At 58.8% G+C, this 21,383-nt stretch carries 13 protein-coding genes; 6 read left to right on the top strand and 7 right to left on the bottom strand.

The window, feature by feature from the left end; translation table 11 throughout:
- Positions 1-35: 35 nt before the first annotated feature.
- Together ACYVAC_RS17540 and ACYVAC_RS17535 are read right to left on the bottom strand one after the other, a co-directional pair.
- Positions 36-1,196, bottom strand: coding sequence for a hypothetical protein (locus tag ACYVAC_RS17540; protein WP_461099064.1), 1,161 nt, complete (start codon positions 1,194-1,196; stop codon positions 36-38).
- Positions 1,197-1,421: 225 nt separating this feature from the next.
- Entirely contained in the window at positions 1,422-1,937 is a 516-nt protein-coding gene (locus ACYVAC_RS17535) for a cupin domain-containing protein (RefSeq protein WP_461099063.1), read from the bottom strand.
- 312 nt (positions 1,938-2,249) lie between these two features.
- On the opposite strand from ACYVAC_RS17535, the gene ACYVAC_RS17530 reads away from it, so the two are divergent.
- The 4 genes from ACYVAC_RS17530 to ACYVAC_RS17515 all read left to right on the top strand — a co-directional run bounded on the left by ACYVAC_RS17530 (position 2,250) and on the right by ACYVAC_RS17515 (position 9,101).
- Positions 2,250-2,822 (top strand): RNA polymerase sigma factor, encoded by a 573-nt coding sequence (locus tag ACYVAC_RS17530; RefSeq protein WP_461099062.1) that lies wholly within the window; start codon positions 2,250-2,252, stop codon positions 2,820-2,822.
- Positions 2,823-2,855: 33 nt separating this feature from the next.
- Positions 2,856-3,956, top strand: a complete 1,101-nt coding sequence (locus ACYVAC_RS17525) for a FecR family protein (protein WP_461099061.1) — start codon at positions 2,856-2,858, stop codon at positions 3,954-3,956.
- Between the two features lie 120 nt (positions 3,957-4,076).
- Complete coding sequence (locus tag ACYVAC_RS17520) at positions 4,077-7,358, top strand: SusC/RagA family TonB-linked outer membrane protein (protein WP_461099060.1); 3,282 nt, start codon at positions 4,077-4,079, stop codon at positions 7,356-7,358.
- 15 nt (positions 7,359-7,373) lie between these two features.
- Positions 7,374-9,101, top strand: a complete 1,728-nt coding sequence (locus ACYVAC_RS17515; RefSeq protein WP_461099059.1) for a RagB/SusD family nutrient uptake outer membrane protein — start codon at positions 7,374-7,376, stop codon at positions 9,099-9,101.
- 262 nt (positions 9,102-9,363) lie between these two features.
- Here the strand turns inward: ACYVAC_RS17515 and ACYVAC_RS17510 are convergent, their stop codons facing one another.
- The 3 genes from ACYVAC_RS17510 to ACYVAC_RS17500 all read right to left on the bottom strand — a co-directional run bounded on the left by ACYVAC_RS17510 (position 9,364) and on the right by ACYVAC_RS17500 (position 13,763).
- Positions 9,364-10,188, bottom strand: coding sequence for a helix-turn-helix domain-containing protein (locus ACYVAC_RS17510; protein ID WP_461099058.1), 825 nt, complete (start codon positions 10,186-10,188; stop codon positions 9,364-9,366).
- Between the two features lie 206 nt (positions 10,189-10,394).
- The gene (locus ACYVAC_RS17505; RefSeq protein WP_461099057.1) at positions 10,395-12,716 is read right to left on the bottom strand and encodes a sensor histidine kinase; all 2,322 of its coding nucleotides are present in this window, start codon (positions 12,714-12,716) and stop codon (positions 10,395-10,397) included.
- Between the two features lie 225 nt (positions 12,717-12,941).
- Complete coding sequence (locus ACYVAC_RS17500; RefSeq protein ID WP_461099056.1) at positions 12,942-13,763, bottom strand: alpha/beta fold hydrolase; 822 nt, start codon at positions 13,761-13,763, stop codon at positions 12,942-12,944.
- Positions 13,764-14,018: 255 nt separating this feature from the next.
- Between ACYVAC_RS17500 and ACYVAC_RS17495 the strand changes: the two genes are divergently transcribed.
- Together ACYVAC_RS17495 and ACYVAC_RS17490 are read left to right on the top strand one after the other, a co-directional pair.
- The gene (locus ACYVAC_RS17495; RefSeq protein ID WP_461099055.1) at positions 14,019-14,564 is read left to right on the top strand and encodes a hypothetical protein; all 546 of its coding nucleotides are present in this window, start codon (positions 14,019-14,021) and stop codon (positions 14,562-14,564) included.
- A 222-nt stretch (positions 14,565-14,786) separates the two neighbouring features.
- The gene (locus tag ACYVAC_RS17490) at positions 14,787-17,018 is read left to right on the top strand and encodes a TonB-dependent receptor family protein (RefSeq protein ID WP_461099054.1); all 2,232 of its coding nucleotides are present in this window, start codon (positions 14,787-14,789) and stop codon (positions 17,016-17,018) included.
- 86 nt (positions 17,019-17,104) lie between these two features.
- Here ACYVAC_RS17490 and ACYVAC_RS17485 read toward each other — a convergent pair whose 3' ends face one another.
- Positions 17,105-20,227 (bottom strand): efflux RND transporter permease subunit, encoded by a 3,123-nt coding sequence (locus ACYVAC_RS17485; protein WP_461099053.1) that lies wholly within the window; start codon positions 20,225-20,227, stop codon positions 17,105-17,107.
- 39 nt (positions 20,228-20,266) lie between these two features.
- Positions 20,267-21,355: an efflux RND transporter periplasmic adaptor subunit gene (locus ACYVAC_RS17480; protein ID WP_461099052.1), complete on the bottom strand. Its 1,089-nt coding sequence runs from the start codon at positions 21,353-21,355 to the stop codon at positions 20,267-20,269.
- Positions 21,356-21,383 lie beyond the last annotated feature (28 nt).

The following is a 21,383-nucleotide window of genomic DNA, read 5'->3' as shown; positions in this document are numbered from 1 at the left end:
GCGACCGGATTGGCTGGCGGCACGCAGACGGATCGTTACTTGCTCACGTACATGATGGGCAGAATGCCCAGTTGCCGGGCTTCCGACACGCGCATTTTCGAGTAATTATCCTGCTCTTTATCGAGACCCTGCTTGTTTTCGGCATACGTCTGATTGCCGGTTTGCAGGGCCGCCACAAAGCGTTCCATGTCGACCCGGCTGGTGTTTTTGGTGGCCGGGTTCCCCAGCAGCAACCGGGCGAGGGGCGTGTCTTTCACCTGAAACTCGCCCGGCTTGGCGCCCAGCATGGTTGTTTCCAGATACGCCTGTTTCTTGTGTTCGCTGTCGACATCGAACCCGACAAACATGTGCCCGGGTACGGTAACCAGAATGGGCTCAATGCCAATTTTTCGCAGAATCGACGCGAACAGGACTGAGCCGTCGACACAGTTGGCCTGGGTATTATTGATACTTTCGTCGATCAGCCGAACGTGCTGGCTGGCTACCTCTTCGCGATCGGCCACCGTTGTGGTGATGTCGCTGTAGCGGATGCCGCGCTCCTGCAGAACCCGCCAGACGGCCATAACCTGCTTATACACGTCGATCGCTTCGCCCTGATACCCCAGAAACGCATCGACGTATTTACGTTCGAGGGCCGTTTTCAGAATTTTTTCTACCTGCGGATGGTCTTCGTTTACGTAAGCGGCAAACATCCAGTCGATCGATTCAAAATTGTCCTTCTCGTCGCTGTAGCCGAAGGGACAGATATTGATCGGGTGAACCAGCAGACGTTCGGTGCGATCGGGTTCCTTTTTGCCATTGATGGTAACGCGGTACGTGATGTAAGTCGACTGCGTCTGCTTGATACCAGCCAGTTTGTCTTCGAAATAAGGAATGGTGGGCGTGACGCTGTAGTCTGAATTGGCTTTGGGCGCTTTCACCGTTACGCTTGCTTTGTCGAACAGCCGAATGCCGCCCGAGCAACTCAGTTCGACCGTAATGTTGGTGTTGGGCTGGGTGGTGTGCAGCTGAATACCCAGAATACCATTCGGATCGCCGAGGCTGGTTTTATCGTCGTCGTCATGGGCGTTGATGTGCATCGTAGCAATGGCCAGCGAGGGGTAAAAATCGCCGAGTTCATTGTAGGGTTCCCATTGCTGGGCAAACGATGAATGGGCTGCGCAACCAAGCAGCAGGAGCAGTAGCGTTTTTTTCATACAAGTGGTGGTTAATGCAGCTGCTACACGCTGTCTATCACCCGATCCGGTATTGGTCCTGCCGGGAACTGGCGTGAGCTGGTTGCAAAACTAGCATCTTGCTGAAAAAAGGGCTCAGGCTTGGTACCTACGAAACCGGGGTTTCAACCACAACTTGGTCGGCAAACGGTAACATAGGCCGCCTGGCACCCCGAATCAGAGCCAGCAACCGGCCCGGCTCACCCCCTACGCGCGGGAAGACCACAGCGCCACCAGAGCTCCTCCGGGGCCAAAAAATGGGTCCGAGTCGGGCAGGGGCACCTGTCGAATGCGTTCATCGGCGGCCGGTCGCTCGCCGGGGAGGCCTTTCAGCAGATCCCAGCTGCGGCCGCCTGGATAGGCGCCCAGCACCCCCAGATCGTGACTGGCCAGTTGGTTGCAGTGGGCCACGCCCGCCGGCAGCACCACAACATCGCCGGCATGGAGCGTGAGCAACGGTCCGGTATCGCCCCCCAGCTGAAGCTCTACCCAGCCTGCATAAACGCAGAGTACTTCGTGGCTGGTGCTGTGGTAGTGGTCGTAGGTGTAGATACCGTTGCGCCAGATACCCAGCCAGTTGTTGGCGGTCAGTCGTTCGGCAAACCAGTTGTCGAGCTGTGGGGTAGCTGCCGGGGCCAGGCCCTGGTAGCGCAAAACGGGTAGAACACTGTTTGGAAATCGATCAGTCTGGGCAACGAAGAAAGGCTGAGCCGTAACAAGCATGTACGATGGGGGAGAGGCTGTGTAGCGGTAAACTTACAGAATATGCCCGGTTTATGACCATCCGCCAAGGGTGCTGAAACGACGGCGCAGCCGACACCACTCAGGGAACGGGCAGACGTAAACGGGTTCGATCGTCGTTATTGATTCAGGAAACATCCCTGAAAATAAGCCGGGCAGATGGCCGCAGCGGGGGCCGCTGGCGCGGGTATGGACGGCGGGCGTTGTCCGGCCTGGTCAGTAGAATAAGTAACCTGTGTTTATTTTAATGCCTGTAAACAATCGGTATGTTTAGTCTAGACCCTACCCCAGCGCGTGGATGAACAGCAACTTTGGGCCGCCTTTCAGTCGGGTGATGAGGACGCCTACACGAGGCTTTACCACCTGCATATCCGGGCCATGTATCGCTACGGCATGAGCCTGGTGCCGGTTTCCGAAGCCTTTGTGCTTGACTGCGTACACGATGTATTTACGGAACTGTGGGCCAAACGCACCCGGCTCACCCTACCCGACAATACACGCTATTACCTGCTGAGAGCCCTTAAGAACCGAATCATGCAGCTGCTTGAGCGTACCGAACGGCGTACACAGTTGCTCAACGAAGCGGATTACGAAGCGCTCTGGGATGCTCCCGATGAACTCGAACAGCTGGAAGAACTGGAAGCGGCTACCACCCGCCAGCAGCGGTTACAGCACCTGATTGCCCGCCTGCCACCGCGCCAGCAGGAAGCCCTCAAACTACGCTTCGTGGAAAGCCTCAACTACAGCCAGATCGGTGAGGTTATGGCCATGAACCAGCAATCGGCCCGTAACCTGGTATTCAGGGCCGTAGAGAAGCTGCGCGATTGGATAATTGTATTTATCTGGACTTTTTTTTGGTTTAAGTGAGTACGTTTTCGGCTGACTGTCATCTACTGACAAATGCCTGAACCCGTGCAGCCCGATTCCGATCACCTGTCGGCCGCCAATCTGTTGACCGACGACGCGTTTATTGACCATCAGCTTAGCCCCACCCCGCAGTCGACCGACTACTGGGCGCGCTGGCTGGCCCACCGGCCCCACCAGCGGGCCGATTACGACCATGCCGTTGCCCTGCTGACCGCTATTCAGCTGGGGTTAACGTCGTATGCGCAGACAAGCCTGCCCGAGGCCACCCGCGAGCGGCTGCTGACGCGCATCCGGCAAACCAATGCGCAGCACAGCAAGCCGGTTCGGTCGTTGGGCTGGGCGCGCTGGGCCGCGGCTGCCCTGGTCGTTCTGGCGGCCGGCGCCGGCCTCTGGTGGCAACTCAACACCTCCGCCCAGATCTGGCCGCAGCGAACACCCTCAACTGCCTACACCGAAAAACAGAACACGACCGACACCGCGCAACGCATTGAGTTGCCCGATCATTCGCAGGTAGTGCTTCAGCCCGACAGCCGCCTGCGGTTCTCGACCGCCTTCGGCAACGGGCTGCGCGAGGTTTACCTCAGTGGCGAAGCGCGCTTTGCCGTGACCAAAAACAGCGCGAAACCATTTCTGGTCCACGCCGGCGAGGTCGTTACGCGCGTGGTGGGTACTCAGTTTACCGTACGGGCTTTCGGGGCTGAAAGCCGGGTACAGGTGCAGGTGCAGTCGGGTCAGGTTTCGGTGTATCAGTACGATGCGCCCGCCACGGCAGGTCGCACCCGGGGGGTCATGCTGCTGCCCAATCAGCAGGTGGTCTTCGACCGAACCACGGCCCGGTTCGATAAATCGCTGGTAGACAGTCCCGCGCCCACGGCGATCGAGCGCATCCGGAAAGCTCCGACGTTTGTGTATAACGATACGCCCATTCTGCAGGTGCTGCAGGAGCTCGAAACGGCCTACGGCATACCCATTCGGTACGATCGGGAAGCCCTCGCCACCTGCCAGCTCAATGCAACCCTGACCAACGAGTCGTTTGCGCAGAAGCTAACCATCGTGTGCGCAACGGTAGGGGCCACCTACGAGATTATCGACGGCCAGGTGCTGATCAATGGCGGTAATTGCCAGGCCCCCTGACCGCCGGTCGGTTTGTTGAACAGCCTGAAACTAACCCAAAGCGATACCCAGCGGGACGAACATTTGCGACGCCCCGGTGCATGACCCAGTTTATAAACCAACCTAATCGATCAACGAAATATGAAAAAACTACACCCTTCCCTGTTCAGGTTGCTGACGATGGCCTGCCTGCAATGCCTGATTGCCCTCTGGTTCATGGGGGGTGTGTGGGCGGCCGATGTGTCGGCGCAGGAGTTGCTCAGCCGGCGGGTTAGCCTGACGGTGCAGCAGCAGACCATCAAAGCCGTGTTGCGCAGTCTCGAAAAAGCGGCCAACGTAAAGTTTTCCTACAGCCCGCAGGTAGTGCGCTCCCGCCAGCTGGTATCGATGCGGGTACAGAACAGTTCGCTCAACGAGGTGCTCGAGAAGCTGCTGGTGCCACTGCACGTTCAGTACACCGTATCGGGTGAGCAGATCATTCTGGCGCGAAACGAGGAGTCGCCCGTCAGTATTCAGCTGGTTGAAGCCGACGACGTTGCGGATGCACCGGCCGATCGATCGGTTACGGGCATCGTTACCGACGAGCGGGGCGAAGGCCTGCCCGGCGTGAGTGTTGTGGTGAAAGGCCTGACGCGGGGCGCCGTTACCGACGCGTCGGGGACGTACCGCCTGACCATTCCCGACGGTCCCCAGACGCTGGTGTTCAGTTTCGTGGGGTACACCTCGCAGGAGGTGTCCGTTGGCAGCCAGTCGACCCTGTCTGTTCAGCTGAAGCCCGATGTGAAATCGATCAACGAAGTGGTTGTGGTCGGTTATGGATCGCTGAGTCGCAAGGAAGTGACCAGTGCCGTTACCCACCTGAATGCCTCCGACTTATTGCGGGTCGGCAGCAACAGCCCACTCATGGCCATTCAGGGCAAAGTAGCCGGACTTTCGGTAACCAACACGGCCGCGGGCGATCCCAACTCTACCCCCAGCATTCAGCTGCGGGGCGTGTCATCACGCAATGCCGGGCTGGGGCCACTGTTCGTCATCAACGGGGTGCCCGGGGGCAACCTCGACAACATCAACCAGAACGAAATCGAGTCGATCGACGTGCTGAAGGGTGGGGCGGCCTCGGCGATCTACGGCACCCGGGGCAGCAACGGCGTTATCGTGATAACGACCAAGAAAGGCAGTTCGGAATCCCGTATTTTCTACGATGGCTACACCTCATTTGACTTTATCACCAATCCGCTGTCGGTGCTGTCGAAAGATGCGTTTCTGGCCAACAAGCGCGGGGTCGATCTGGGCGGAAACACCGACTGGATGAAAGCCGTGAGCCGCAATCCGGCCTTCTCCCAAAAACATACGCTGCAGTTTTCGGGCGGTAACGGGCAAACCAACTACTTTACCTCGCTCGATTACCGGAATGCGTCGGGTATCGATCTGCGGTCGGGCAAGCAGGAGTACGGCGGCCGGGTCAACATCAACCACACGTCGGCCAACAAGCTGTATGCACTCACCTTCAGTGCCGCCCCCCGCTACACCAGCACCAGCCTGGCCGATTACAGCGGCTTTAACTACGCCCTGACGCTGAATCCAACGCAGTCAGTCTACGACAACACGGGTCGGTACGCCTACATAACGTCAGGGTTCTTCGCCAACAACCCGGTGGAGCGGGCCAAACTCGTTCAGGCCCGGCAGGAAGTAAAATACCTGGATATCAACGGCTCGTTCCGGCTCAATGTGCTGGATAATCTGTACACGCAGGTAACCCTGGGCGAAGTCAGTTCGTCGTTCCGCAACGAAAACTTTACGCCTTCGACCCTGTCAACCGTAGTCAACGGCAACAAGCGGAACTCGGCCTCGCAGTCGCTGGACGACGGCGATCAGAAAAGTTTCGAGTGGATCGGCAACTACGCCCTCGACAAAGGGAAGCATGCCGTGAAGCTGCTGGGCGGCTATTCGTACCAGTACTTCACCTCGTCGGGCTTCAATGCCGGAAACGAAAATTTCCCTTCCGACATTCTGACCTACAACAGCCTGGGCACCGGTTTGTGGAACCTGCAGGCGGGTATCAACAACGTAGGCTCGTACCGCAATAACTCCAAACTGGCGGCTTTCTTCGGGCGGGTCAACTACGACTTTGACCAGAAGTATTACGTCTCGGCCAGTTTGCGCCGGGAAGGATCGTCGAAGTTTGGCTATGACAACAAGTGGGGCAACTTCCCGGCCGCATCGGTAGGCTGGCGCATCACCCAGGAAGCGTTTGCGCAGGGCAATCCCTGGCTGAACGAACTGAAACTGCGCGCCGACTATGGAGTAACGGGCAACCAGGATTTTGGCAACTACCTCTCGCTCGATACGTATAGTGGGTACGGTTACTACCTGTTCAACAACACTTCGTATCAGGTCTGGGGGCCCAGTCAGAATACCAACTACAACCTGCGCTGGGAGAAAGCCATCAATTTCAACGTCGGGGTCGACTTCGACCTGTTCAAGAACAGCCGGCTCACCGGTAGCCTGAACTACTACGTTCGGACAAACAAAGATCTGCTGGGCTCGTATTCGGTGCCCAACCCGCCGAACATTCAGGGCTCTACCTACGCCAACGTAGGCACCATGCAGAACTCCGGACTGGAGATTCAGCTGAATGCCGGCGTGGTAACGGGTAAGGATTTCAGCTACAACCTGACCTTTGCCGGCGCCACCAACAGCAACAAATTTGTGTCGTTCTCCAACGACGCCTTCAAGGGGCAGACCTACATCGATGTCGTGGGCATGCCGGCCCCGGGCAGTCCGGGCAATGCCCAGCGGCTGCAGGAGAACACCCGAATCGGCAGCTTCTACATGCTACACTCGGCCGGTGTCGACGAAACGGGGGCCTTACAGGTCTACAACAAAAACGGCGACGTGATTCAGGCGAACAGAGCCACCAACGACGATCGGCAATTTGTGGGCAACGGGCTGCCGAAATTTACGGCGGGGCTTACCAACAACTTCCGCTACCGCAAGTGGGACCTGAGCCTGTTTCTGCGCGGCACGTTCGGCTACCAGATTTTCAACACCTACGCCTTCTACCTGGGCACGCCGGCCACGCAGCAGAATGCCAATACACTTACATCGGCGTACAATGGCAGCAAATACGCCAAATTGACCAACGCGGCCACCTATTCGTCGCTCTCCGATTACTTTCTGGAGCCGGGCAGTTTCGTTAAAATCGATAACGTTACGCTGAGCTACACCCAGCCCCTGACGAGTCGGTTCTTGCATTCGGTTCGGGTCTATGCTACCTCCAGAAACCTGAAAACGTTTACGCGCTTTACGGGGGGCGACCCCGACCTGGTGCAGGTAAACGGCCTTTATCCCGGTGTCAACAATTCCCTGAATTATTTCCCGTCGACAACTCAGCTACTGCTGGGCCTTCAGGTCACTTTCTAACTGAGCGAACCCCGTATGAAACGATATTCATTTCGGCAGGCCATACCCGGCCTGTTTCTGACGCTAACGCTGGTGCTGGCCAGTGGCTGTACCAATCTCGACGAAGTGCTGTCGGACCGCATCACATCCGACAACTTTCTGCAAACCAAAGACGACGTAATCCGCGATTTTCTGCGCCCGTTCGAGCACAGTTACTGGACCATTCAGGGGGGCTCGACTTTTATGTTGCAGGAGAACAGCTCCGATGAGCTGATGACCCCCAACCGCCAGGGCGACTGGTTCGACGGCGGCCAGTTTCAGCGGGTGCATTACCACACCTGGACACCAAACGATGGCTATACCAGCGATGCCTGGAACGCACTCTACGGGGGCGTTACGCTGGCGACGAACACGCTGGAAGATTTGCAGAGCATTACCGACCCTACCCGGTTCGATATGACCAAGGCCGAACTCGACGACATGATTGCCGAGGTACGGACCCTGCGCGCGTGGCTCAACCTGCGCCTGCTCGATTTCTACCGCAACATCGTGCTGGTGAAGAAAGTAAAGGGCGAATCGCAGGGTGGCCCGCAGGTAACGCCCCAGGAAGCGTTTGCCTACATCGAACAGGAGCTGAAAGAATCGCTGCCGCTGCTGCCCACCCAGCAGTCGCTGGGCGCCAACGCCATCGGGCGGTGGACACAGGGCGGAGCCGCAGCCCTGCTGATGCGGCTTTACCTCAATGCCAAGGTCTATACCGGAACAGACCACTATGCCGACTGCGCGGCCATCAGCCAGGCCATACTGGACGGGAAATACGGCAAATACGCGCTGGAAAGTCGCTGGGATGCTCCGTACGACTACACCAATGCGACCTCGGCCGAAACCATTTTTGGCTTTCCCGGCAGTTTCGGGCTGACCCACTGGCAGTACGACGGGGGCATGTATTTCTGGATGCTGCCCGTGAATGCTACCTTCTACTTTGGTTTTACCGATTTCGGGACCGCCAACCCGAAATACGCCTTGCAGCCCGGCCGCGATGTCGACAGTACCGAGTACAGCTTTACCCTGGGTAAGCCCTTCGTTAAATTTCAGAAATACCCCGACGATGTGCGGTTGAAAACCTACAAGAATCTGGGCAATAGCAAACGGGAAGGGATGTTTCTGAAAGGGTACCTACCCTATGTGAACGCGAAAGGACAGGCCGATACGGTTCGGTCGACGAAAGGCCCCTACGCGCTGTTTTTCCGGGATCAGGTAGGCTTGTTTCTCGATACGAAGCCGGGAAAAAAGATTGCCAACAAAGTGTCGGACATGAACACGGCCGACCAGAACTCGGGCATCACACCCGTGAAGTATCCGTACTATCCGAGCAGTGATCCAAACAAAATCTCATCGGCCTACGCCGAAGTCCGACTCGCCGAGGTGTACTACTCGCTGGCGGAGTGTAAGTACCGCTCGGGCGATAAGGCCGGTGCAGCCGTGCTGCTGAATGCCGTTCGAGCCCGCAACTACCCGACCAGCTCGCCCAGCCTGTACAAGCCCGATGGCAGCCAGCTGACCGACCAGGAACTGATCGATGAGTGGGGCCGTGAATTTCTGGTGGAAGGCCGCCGGCGCACCGATCTGATCCGCTGGGGTGTGTTCAATACCGGAACCTGGTGGGATAAAAAACCGGATGCCGACAACCACACCGAAATTTTCCCCATCGGGCAGAATGTGCTGAACGTGTCGCCCCAACTGAAGCAGAATCCGGGCTACTAACGGTTCGGAAGCCTGTCGAATACGCCCTGCCCTGGCCCGCCGAATCTCCGGAGGAGCCGGGGCAGCTGGCTATACAGACGATTGACCGGCCACGAACGGTTGTGTAGCCTCACCTGCGGGCCAGCCTGCTGCCTGTGGATGCGGTGTAGGACAGCCGTCGAATTTCTTTACGGCGGCTCCATTTGCTGAACAAGCTGTCGCTCCGGCTGCCCGTTCAACCCAACACGGTCAGCCGGCGCAGCCCCACGAATGGTTTGGGCGGCTACGGACAGCTCAGCAAACGCTGGCGGTAGGTGGTAGGCGTGTCGTTGTAATGGCGTTTGAAGAGTTTGTTGAGATGGCAAACATCCGAAAACCCAAACTCGTCGGCAATCTCGGATATGGTCAGGGGGGATTGTCGGAGCCGGGCCGCTACCCGCCTTAGTTTGTGCTGGATTATAAACTGTTGGATTGAATCGCCGACCTGCTGCCGGAAAATGGCGCTCAGGTGGGCGGGCGAATAATTGAAGGTGTGGCCCAGCGCATCGAGCCGTAAACGCTCCGGCTCGGTAATGTGCTGGCTGATGTAGCCGACCATCCGGCGGGTCAGCTGCGACAGATAAGCCGGCGCTACGGGCAGGGACGTCTGCTCGTGCCGGACCAGCAGGCGGTCGAGCAGGCTGATGATGGTGCGAAGCAGCGAGTCGACGAGGGGCGTTACCGACAGCGCAGCCCCGGTTTGCCGTTCGCTCAGCAGCATGGTTATCAGGGTTCGCAAATTGTCCAGTTCCAGTGCCGATGGGTCGAGCCGGCCGGGCATGGGGAGGTAGAAACCAGTTGTTGTCAGCTCATCCACAAACTGATCGGCAAATACCAGGCGGTAAAGGCTTGTCCGCTGGGCAATGGACAGGGTATAGGGCTGATGTCCAGCGTATAAAAAAACGCTGCCAGCCTGATAGGGCGTGCTGGCGGAGGTGGTCAGGCAGTGCCCCTGGCCACCCACTATAAGCAGGAGCTGGTAGGTACCCCGTGTTTCGTTGGCCCCGTACCAGCGATCAAGGTCGAGTTGATCCAGCTGAAGGGGGCGTTGCTGAGGAGAACGATGCATGAGAAAGAAGGCAGGTTGTCGTTGGCGGTAGTTTACCCCCGACGAATACAGTGCCACTTGCTCTGATGCGCGTTCTTGATGTCTAAAGTAAGTTGATAATCATTGGTTTATGCGAATTTGGGCTTAAAGTGCCAACTCCAATCGATTGGAGTCTCCATCCTGTTGGAGCTTCGGTTGGAGGGTGTCGGCGTTGTAACAACCTGGGTCTATTTTGCCCGCTGCCAGCTCAGGCCGGTTTTTTTGTCGGGACTGAAATCGACCTGAATGCGTACGCCGGCATCGGTACTGATCTGGAGGGTGCCGCCCAATTGCCGGCTCAGGCCCTGAATCATGGTCAGGCCGAGGGTTGGGCTGTCTGCCGGACTGAAACCGGGCGGCAAACCAACCCCGTTATCGGTTATCAGCAGGCGGTAGCCGGTCGGGGGCAGCGGTTGCAGACTTACTCGGATGGTCGGGGCTTGGGGTAAACCGGCACCGGGCAAAAACGCGTATTTAAGAGAATTGGTTACTGCTTCGTTGATGATCAGGCCAAGGGGGGTGGCCATTGTCACGTCGATTCGTACGGGCGCTACCGATACCTGGGTGGCCACCCTAATCGGCCGCTCGAACGAGTCCAGCAGGTAGTCGATCAGTTCGCCCACGTACTCGGCCATGTCGACGCTGGCCAGATGAGCCGACTGGTAGAGCCGCTGGTGAATCAGTGCCATTGTCTGCACCCGGTTCTGGCTTTCGCGAATGGCGGCCAGCGCCGTTGGATCGTGGAGGTAGTCGGACTGGGCGTTGAGGAGACTCGTAATCACCTGCAGGTTGTTCTTTACCCGATGATGAATTTCTTTGAGCATCCATTCTTTCTCGACCAGCAGGGCCTCTTTCTCGGCGACCATGTGTTCGAGCGACCGGTTCTTCTGGTCGATTTCCAGTTGCTTGGCCTGCAGCACCCGGTTGCTGCGCTTTCGGAGCTGGTAGCGGTTGTAGCTGACGCCCAGCAGGCTGGCCAGCAGCAGCGCCCCCACCAGAATCCCGTTTCGACCTGTTTCGGCCCGTTTCAGCGCCGACTGCTGCAACTCACTCTGCTTGGTCAGGAGGGCAATGTTCTGTTCTTTGGTACGGGTATCGTACTGGATCTGAAGCTGCGCGAGCTGCCGGCTGCGGACTTCGTTGAAAAGGGAGTCGTTATAAGCCTTGTAGACCTGAAAATGGCGAATCGCCGAGGGGTAGTTCCCCCGGGCCGAATCGACCCGGAATAACAGCAGGTGGATATCCTGCAGCGTGGCCAGGGCTTCTTTCTGAGGCAGTACGGTGAGGGCTTTGGTCAGGTAAGCTTCGGCCTGGCGGTACTGTTTACGGCGCAGATAAAAGGCGCCGATATCCCGCCGGATCTGGAGAGAGCCTTCAAAATCGAGCTTGTTTTTTTCGTACCAGTAGAGCGCTTCCCGGTAGTAGCGTTCGGCCTGGTCGTAGTGGCCCAGCGCGTCGTGGCAGGCGGCCAGGTTTTGCGCTACGCATCCCTTCTGAATCAGGGTGTTGGTCGGAATGGCCCTCACCACACCCTCGAAGAACGCGAGGGCCCGGCGGGGCTGCTGCCGGTCGATGAGGTCTTTGGCCACAACGCCGGCGGCATGAAACAGGGCAAAATTGGGCAGGCCCTCCCGGCGCCATGCGGCCAGTGAGCGCTTGTACCAGTCGATGCCCAGCGGCCGGTTGCCGGCTTCCATGTACAGCTGGGCCAGGTCGCCATAGAAGCCCGCTGCCGAAGCCGTGTCGCCCGTTTTTTTCATGCTTTCCACGCACAGCAGTCCGTAGCGGAGGCCCTCATTCAAATCGCCACGGAGCCGGCCAATGGTCGAGAGCAGGTTATAGGTATAATGCAGGTTCGGGTAGCCAATGGCTTTGTAGCGATCCAGTACGTGCCGCAATTCGGCCTGGGCCAGGGGCAGGCGGCCTTCGTAGAGATGCGTAACGGCCACTTCTTTCAGGGCGTCGAGCGCATCGGCGGGTTTGTTGAGGGTGCGGTACAGCTGGGCCGCACGCCGGAAGTTGCCGAGGACCCGAACCGAGTCGGGAGCATAGTTGCGGAGCCAGGTAGCAAACCGAAACCGGGCAATGGCTTCGCCCTCCGCGTCGCGCGTGCGCTGGCACCGGGCAATCAGCTCGGCAAACCGGGCCTGACCAGCGGCCGATTGACCCGCTTCCAGATCGGCCACGATAAACAGACACTCGGTTTCGTGCTGGCGGGTAAGCTGGTGAAGCGATGCGCTGAGCTGCCGCGACTGGGTCAGGTACGCCCGGCTGCTGTCGAGATCGGCGGCCGACTCGCCCGGCTTGTATATATGAAATCGGGCCAGCTCCAGCAGTATGGCCAACCGCCGGGTTGCCGTTGGTCTACGCGCCAGCTCGGCCAGCAGGGTGTTTGCCCGCTGCCGGTTAATTGTCTGGCCCTGAGCCGTCAGGGCGAACAGCAACAGCCAGAACCCCGCCCACCAGCGAACCCGCCCGCCTGTAGGCAGCCGGCAACATACAGACAGCAAACCATGGCGGGCTGGCAACATCGACCTGTCGGAACAAGGGCAGGAGCGGGGCTATTCGGTCCTGCAGTGTGAGTTTGTACAGGCCAAATATACACCCGGAACCGCGTGAGCAGGCAGAGCGAACAACTATAGGCGACTGGGTCGGCTACCGGATCGGGGTCTGCCTGGTACGGCCGCCCTGGCCACGGGGTATCGGCGGTGTGGCCAGGGCAGCTACAGCTGAACTCAGGCGCCGAAAAAGGCCAGCAGGTCGGCGTTGATGGTGGCTGCCTCGGTGGTGGGCATGCCGTGCGGAAAACCGGGATATGTTTTCAGCTGACCGTTTTTGAGCAGTTTGATCGCTTTGTGGGCGGTGGTCTGGATCGGCACAATCTGGTCGTCCTCGCCGTGCATGACCAGCACCGGAACCGCGATACGGGTCAGGTCGTCGGTAAAATCGGTTTCCGAGAACGCTTTGATGCCGAAATAGTGCGCATTGATGCCACCCATCATCCCCTGCCGCCACCAGTTGTTGCAAACCCCCTGCAAAGGCGTGGCGCCGGGTCGGTTGAACCCATAGAACGGCAGGGTGAATTCGTGGAAGTACTGCGCCCGTCGGGTAGCCGTACCCTCGCGAATTTCGTCGAATACCGACATGGGTACGCCGTCCGGGTTCGATTCGCTGACTACCATCAGGGGCGTAACGGCACTGATCAGCACCGCTTTGGCCACCCGGCCCTCGCCGTATTTGGCCACGTAGCGGGCCACCACCCCGCCACCCGTTGAGTGACCTACGTGGATGGCATTCTCGAGGCCCAGGAAGTCGACGAGTTCGGCGGCATCGGCGGCATAAGTATCAATGTCGTGGCCGCTGGCTGCCTGCGATGAGCGCCCGTGGCCCCGGCGATCGTGGGCCACCACCCGATAGCCGTGCTGCAGAAAAAACATCAGCTGGGCGTCCCAGTCGTCGCTCGACAGGGGCCAGCCATGGTGGAAAACGATTGGCTGGCCTGTTCCCCAGTCTTTGTAATAAATTTCGGTACCGTCCTGAACTGTCAGCGTTGGCATAACGAGTACGTTTTAGTGGTTAGTGATGAATAAAAAGAGGGCAAACCTGCGTGGGTTCGATAGCACAAAGTTGGAGGGGGAGGCCCGCGCCGAACCAGTATAAATAACGGTTTCTTCGGTACGTTGCCCGGATTATCGGGCCCGCTCCCAATCGACCGGCACGGGTGCTGCCCCACGCGCCAGGCTTTTACCAAAGCCCGCCGGGCCGGCATATGACGGGTAATGCGTACCTTGCCGGCTCGATCGAACGGACTCTTGCGAATCAGTATTGCCACCGGCCTGCTTTTGTTGCTGCTCTATCAGCTGATTGGGCTGCCACTTATGGTGCTTACCTTCGAGCAGGGCTATGAACGCGCCGGCCCGGTTCGGTCGTCCGATGGGTGGCGGCTCATCAAACTGCCCGTTTCACTGCCCTATACGCCCGACTGGACCAATGCCGATGGGCAGCCGGGGCTGGTCCAGGCCGATGGGCAGTTCTACAACGTCGTGCATCAGCAGTACGCCAACGATACGCTGTATACCCTTCTTAAAACCAACCAGAACGCCAAAGAGCGATTTTCTGAACTGGCCGGCCAGCTGCAGCAGCTGACCAATGGCGAGGCATCTGCCGACACCCCGGCGCAGCGGCTGTTCAAACTGCTGCTCGATCGACTCACCGTTTATCTGGAACCGGCCGATTGCCGGCTGAGCGGTGCCCTGCTGGCTGGTCTGGCGCGGCAAGCGGAATATGTCGATCCAGGACTGTCGCGCTACGGGGTACAACTGCCCGTTCACGGTCCACCGCCCAAAGCGTATAGCTGACTTGCTGGTTTTTTTTCCGGGATGTGTCCGGCTTTCTCCCGTTTCTGCGAATCGGGGGTGATAAGCCATTGGGCACCAATCGGGTCACCACCCCACCCACCCGTCCTGTCGGTACACCAACAGGCTTAATTCCTGGGTCGGCGGGGGCTTCCTATCGCTTCTTTTTCTTTCCGATTGACAGTGTCCTGCCCGGCGGGATACCTGTCAGTAGCCCGTATACGTATGTCTTACTTCTTTATCGTTACTTCTTTTGTTAGCCGTGGCCTGCGGCTTGTCGCTCTGGCCGCCAGTATGGTAACCATTGGGCCTGTACGGTGGGTCTCGGCCCAGCAACAGCCCCAACCTGATTCGGTTACTACCCGCCAGCTCAGTCCGGTGGAGGTGAAGGGTGCCCGGGCCGGCGTTGTCGAATCGCTGCCGGCCATTCATGGCACCTATCTGATGGGCGGCAAGCGCAGTGAAGTGATCCGCCTAGCCGATATTGATGCCAACCTGGCCGAGAAAAATCCGCGGCAGTTGTTTGCGCGGGTGCCGGGGGTGTTCGTCTACGATATGGATGGAACGGGCAACCAGATCAACATGGCCACGCGGGGGCTCGATCCGCATCGGTCGTGGGAAAACAACATTCGCCAGAATGGCATCATCACCAACTCGGATATGTACGGCTACCCAGCCAGCCATTATTCGCCCCCGACGGAAAGCGTCGAGCGCATCGAGCTGGTGCGCGGAACGGCCTCGCTTCAGTACGGCGCCCAGTTTGGCGGGATGCTCAATTACGTAACCAAACGCGCCGACACAACCCAGCGGTTCGGGTTCGAAACCGTCAACTCGGCGGGCTCGTTCGGCCTGCGCAGCACCTACAATGCCATGGGCGGGCGAGTGGGTCGGTGGACGTATAACGCGTATTATTACCGGCGCCATTCGGATGGGTACCGGACAAACAGCCGCGCCAATGCTGAGGCCCAGTTTGGCCACCTGGCGTATCGGGCTTCGGACCGGCTGCTGCTCAGTGCCGAACTGGGGCGCTCGACTTATACCTACCAGATTCCGGGCCCCCTAACCGACGCACAGTTCGCCCAGAATCCCCGGCAGTCGACCCGTAGCCGCAACTATTTCAACCCCGACATCTACGTGCCCTCGCTGCGGGCCGACTGGCAGCTTGGCCCCCGCACGCGGCTGGTTGGCACGGTGTCGGCCGTACTGGGCGCCCGGAACAGTGTTCAGTTCGATGCGCTGGCCACCGTACCCGATACCGTCAGTCGGGCTACGGGGCAGTACCGCGCCCGACAGGTCGACATCGACAATTTCAATAGCTACACCGCCGAGCTGCGCGTGCTGCACCGGTACCGGCTGGGCCGGGTAGGCAGTACCCTGGCCGGGGGCGTTCAGCTGATGCGTAATGACCTGCACCGGCGGCAACAGGGCGTGGGTACGACCGGCAGCGACTTCGACCTGACGCTGCTGGCTCCGTTTCGGCGCGACCTCCATTTTCGGACGGCCAATACCGCGCTGTTTGTCGAAAACCAGGTTGCCCTTACCAGTCGGTTTACCCTGTCGCCGGGGATTCGGCTGGAGCAGGGTACGACTGAAATGAGGGGAGTGATCAGCTACTACGACCCCAGTAATCTGCCTACCGATATAGGCCACCGCTTTACGTTACTGGGCCTCAACGGGCAGTATCGGCTAAGTCCGTCTGTCACGCTGTACGGGGGCTGGTCGCAGGCCTATCGCCCGGTTATTTTCAAGGATATCATTCCTGCGTCGGTGTATGAACAGATCGACAAAAACCTGAAAGACGCGCACGGCTACAATGCCGAGCTGGGGCTCAATGGCTACTGGCGGGGACTGCACCTGCACCTGACGGTGTTCGACCTGCTCTACCGCAATCGACTCGGCACCCTGCTGCGCACCAATCCCGACGGGTCGAACTACCTGTTCCGGACTACCATCGGCGACAGCCGGAGCACCGGGGTCGAGGCCCTGCTGGAGATGCAGCTGCTCCGGTCTGGCCGGTTTCGGCTGAGTGGGTTTAGCGCCACAGCCTATAACCGGGCGCGCTACCTGAACGGGCAGGTGGCGGCCGGGACGGAGAACCGGTCGGTGGCCGGCAACCAGGTCGAAGCGGCTCCCCGCTGGACCAGCCGCAACGGACTCACCGCCCGCCTGGGGTCGGCGAGTTTGACGCTGCAGTATAGCTACGTCGGGGCTACCGTATCCGATGCGCTCAACACCCCCGTGCCATCGGCCAACGGAGCAGTCGGGCCGGTTCCTGCCTACAGTCTGTGGGATCTGAACGGTACCTGGCGCCTGGGCCGCCGACTGACCGTGCGAGGGAGTATCAATAACCTGCTCAACCGGGCCTACTTCACCAAGCGGCCCACGTTTTATCCCGGTCCGGGCGTGTGGCCATCCGACGGCCGAAGCGCTCAGCTGACGGTAGGGCTCAGCCTGTAGGAACAGGTATCGCCTGCGGGTCGGTACCAACCAGAACGCCCGACCGGTGCAGAACGGGTCGGGCGTTTCGATTCATAGGGAACGACTCAGACCTTATTGCGCCGATCGGCCTGCCGCCGGATGCGCCGGCCGTGGATGAGGTTGTACATCACGGGCAGAATCAGCAGCGATAGAATCGTACAGGTGATCAGGCCCCCGATCACCACCGTGGCCAGCGGTTTCTGCGTTTCGGAGCCGATACCGGTCGACAGGGCCGCCGGCAGCAGCCCGAGCGAGGCCATCATGGCGGTCATCACCACGGGTCGTACCCGCGACAGCGCCCCCTCCCGCACGGCGTCGAGCATGGGCATTTTTTCGTGGAGGTTTTCCTTAAAGCGGTTGACCAGAATAACGCCATCCTGCACCGACACGCCAAAGAGCGCGATGAAACCAACTCCCGCCGAAATGCTGAAGTTGATACCGGTCAGCCAGAGCGCCAGCATGCCGCCAATCAGGGCAAACGGCACGTTGAGGATAATGAGCGCGGCATCGATGGCACTGCCGAAGGTGAACAGCAGAATAAGGAAAATAACCGTAATGCTGATGGGCACTACGATGGCCAGCTGCCGCTCGGCCCGGGTCTGGTTTTCGAACTCGCCCGCCCAGCGCATCTGGTAACCGTCGGGTAGCTTCACCCGGCTGCCCACTTGCTGCTGCGCTTCGGCAATGGTACTGCCCAGATCGCGGCCCCGCACCGAAAATTTGATGGCAATAAACCGGGCGTTGTTTTCGCGGTAGACGAAGGCCGGTCCCGACCGGGTGCCGATAGCGGCCAGCTCTTTCAGCGGGATTTTGCTCCCCGACCGGGTAGGCACCAGCAGGTTGTCGATCAGGTCGGGCGAGTAGCGAAAGCGTTCGTCGTAGCGCACCTTGATGTCGAACCGGCGTTCGCCCTCGTAGAACTGCGTAACGGTTTTGCCCCCAATGGCCGTTTCGATTACCGATTGTGCATCTTCGGTAGGTACATTGTAGAGGGCCAGCTTCTGCGGGTCGAGGGTGATGCGGAACTCGGGCTGCCCCAGATTGCGGAACACGCCCAGATCGCTGACGCCCGGAATGGTTTTCATGACGTTCAGCGTTTTGGTAGCTTCGGCGTCGAGCACGTTCAGATCCTGCCCGACAATCTTGATTGCCATGGACCCCTTCACACCCGACACCGCTTCTTCTACGTTGTCGGAGATGGGCTGCGAAAAGTTGAAGCTAACGCCCTTGAAGCGGGCCAGCTTGTGCTGCATCTCCTCAATGAGCTGCTCTTTGGTAATGTCGCGTTTCCAGTCTTCTTTGGGGTACAGATCAACGAAAAATTCGTTGTTGAAGAAGCCCGTTGGGTCGGTGCCGTCGTTGGGCCGGCCGGTCTGCGAAATCACTCCGCGTACCTCGGGAAACTCCTCGAAAATAGCCCGGAATTTTTTGGTGTACGCGTAGCTCTCGTCGAGGGCAACGGAATAGGGCAGGCTGGCCCGCACGTAGATAGAGCCCTCGTTGAGCTGCGGCAGAAATTCAGAGCCGATGTGGAATTTGAAAAGGTAGAGCGAAAATGCCAGCGCCATTACGGCAATGCCGATGATGGTGCGGGGTTTGCGAATGGCCCAGAGCAGCGCCGGCCGGTAGCCTTTGGTGAGCCCTTCCACGAGCGGATTGTGTCGCTCCCGCACGTTTTTCTTCAGCAGCAGACTACACAATAGCGGAATCAGCGTGAGGGTCACGATCAGCGAGCCCAGCAACGCAAAACCAATGGTCCAGGCCAGGGGGCTGAACAGTTTTCCTTCGACTTTCTGGAAGGTGAAAATGGGCAGCAGCGCGGTAATGATAATGACCTTCGAGGTAAAGATCGACCGGCCCATTTCGGTTGCGGTGCGGGCAATCCAGCTCAGCTTGGCGCGGCCGTTGAATGTAAGCATGCCCAGGTGTTCGGCCCGGGTAGCCAGCATGACAAACAGCCCTTCTACCATAACGACAGCCCCGTCGATAATGATGCCGAAATCGAGCGCGCCGATGCTGAGCAGATTGGCAGTCATACCCCGCAGCCGCAGGCAGATAAAGGCAAAGAGCAGCGCCAGCGGAATGACCACTGCCACGGTCAGCGTGGTGCGCCAGTCGGCCAGGAAGATCAGCAGAATCAGGGTGACCAGAAAAATGCCCATGGCCACATTCTCGCCCACCGTATGCAGCGTGTAGTTGTTAAGCGTGGTGCGGTCGTAGAACGTTTTGATCCTGACATCACGGGGCAGAATCGACTTGTTCAGCTCATCGATCTTGGCTTTCAGCGCCGGAATCACATCGTTGGGGTTTTCGCCCTTGCGCATCACCACGATGCACTCCACCACATCGTCCTGCTTGTCGCGGCCGACGATGCCCAGGCGGGGCTGAAACGATTCTTTCACCGATGCCACATCGCGCACTTTAATGGGTACGCCGTTGACGTTGTCGATAATGATACCGGCCACGTCGTCGGGGTTGTTGAGCAGGCCGATGCCCCGCACCACGAGCGACTGGTTGCCCTGCTTGATCACATCGCCCCCCACGTTGATGTTGCTTTTCTGAATGGCCTGGTCGACATCGAGGGCCGTGAAGCCGTAATTGGCCAGCAGGGTCGGGTCCAGGCTTACCTCGATGGTCTTTACCTTACCGCCGAAGCTCACCACATCGGCAATGCCCGGTACGCTTTTGATCTGCCGTTCGATAACCCAGTCCTGAATGGTTTTCAGTTCGGTTACGTCTTTGGTTTTGCTTTCGAGCGTAAAGCGGTAAATCTCGCCGGTTGGTCCGTAGGGCGGCTGCACATCGGCCGTTACACCATCGGGCAGGTCGACGCTGGCAATGCGGTTGGCCACGTTGGTCTGGGCGGTGAAGTTGTCGACCCCGTCTTCGAAAATCATCGTGACCACCGACAGACCAAACAACGAAACCGACCGGAGGGTCGACTTACGCGGAACCGAGTTGAGTTCGACTTCGAGCGGGATGGTCACAAACCGTTCGACTTCCTCGGCCGACCGGCCCGGCCACTGCGTAATCACCACCACATTGGTGTTGGTGACGTCGGGGAAGGTCTCGACAGGCGTATTTAGGAACGCCACAACGCCCCCCACAATGATGAGCAGTATGCCGAAGAAAACGGCGAACCGGTTTTTCAGGGCAAAGGTGATAATGGAGCGAATGAAGGTATTCATACCGAAAAAGGAGCCGTCAGGCCCCCTGTAAAAAGTCGGTTAGTCGGTTAAGTCGTTGTACAGCAGCAGGCTACCTTCGGTAACTACCCGGTCGCCGGCCTTGATGCCCTGGCCTTTGATGAAGACATAGCGGGGGGTGCTTCTGACCACGCTTACTTCCCGAAGCGCAAACGATTGGTTGGGCTGTTGCAGAATCACGTAGTACGTGTCGCGGTCGAAAACGAGTGCTTTCTGGGGTACGGCCAGGCCCGTGGTCGTCTCAGTAGCTGGCGCCAAGTGTACGTGTACGGTGGCAAACATATCGGGCTTGAGCAAACCCTGCGGGTTGTCGAGTACGATCCGGACTTTCAGCACCCGGGCCTGTTCGTCGAGCACACTGCTCACGTTGGAGATGGTGCCTTTGAAGATCCGGTCGGGGTAGGCCAGCACCGTCAGATCGACCGCTTCGCCCTGCTTGATAGCGGGGATGTCCTGCTCATACACATTGGCCATGACCCACACCTGCTGCAGATTTGAAATTGTGAAAAGGGGGTTTTGGTTGTCGGCGCGCAGATCCTGCCCGGCGTTGATATTCCGTTCGACGACGTAGCCGGCAATAGGTGATTTTACCGTGAAATAGGGGTTCCCCGATGTGTTGGTACCACCGTAGATTTTAAGAATATTGGCCGATTTGCTCGCTTCTTCCTGCGCTTTTTTCACGTTGCTCTGCGCCGTCAGAAAATCGGTTTGCGAGGCAAAGCCGGCTTTGTACTGGGCCGTCACCGTTTTAAGCGTCTGCTGCGCTACGGCCAGATCAGACTTGTCGGCCTGGTAATCGTTGACGTAGGTGGAGATATCCCCCGACCGGATCAGGGCCAGGTCCTGCCCTTTCTGCACGTAGGTGCCGAGCGCCACATTGACTTTTTCGACGTTGCCGCTGACGAGCGGAAAAACGCGGATCACGTTATCCTGATCGAACGTAACGGTTCCGTTGAGGGTCAGTTCGCCAGCGGGGTTGATGCTGCGGATAGAATCGGTAAGGTAGCTGCTGGTTGAGTCGGCGGCTGTCGACGGAATTTTCTCTTCGGTGTGTTTGCCGCAGGCCGCTGCAAGCAGCGAAAGCGCCAGGAGGGAGAGAACAACGCGCATGATTGATAGACTGAATTAAGTGTTGAGC

This window comes from Spirosoma luteolum (assembly GCF_054778875.1).
The sequence above is the reverse complement of the archived record's forward strand: the minus strand, read 5'-3'. Positions and strand labels throughout refer to the sequence as shown.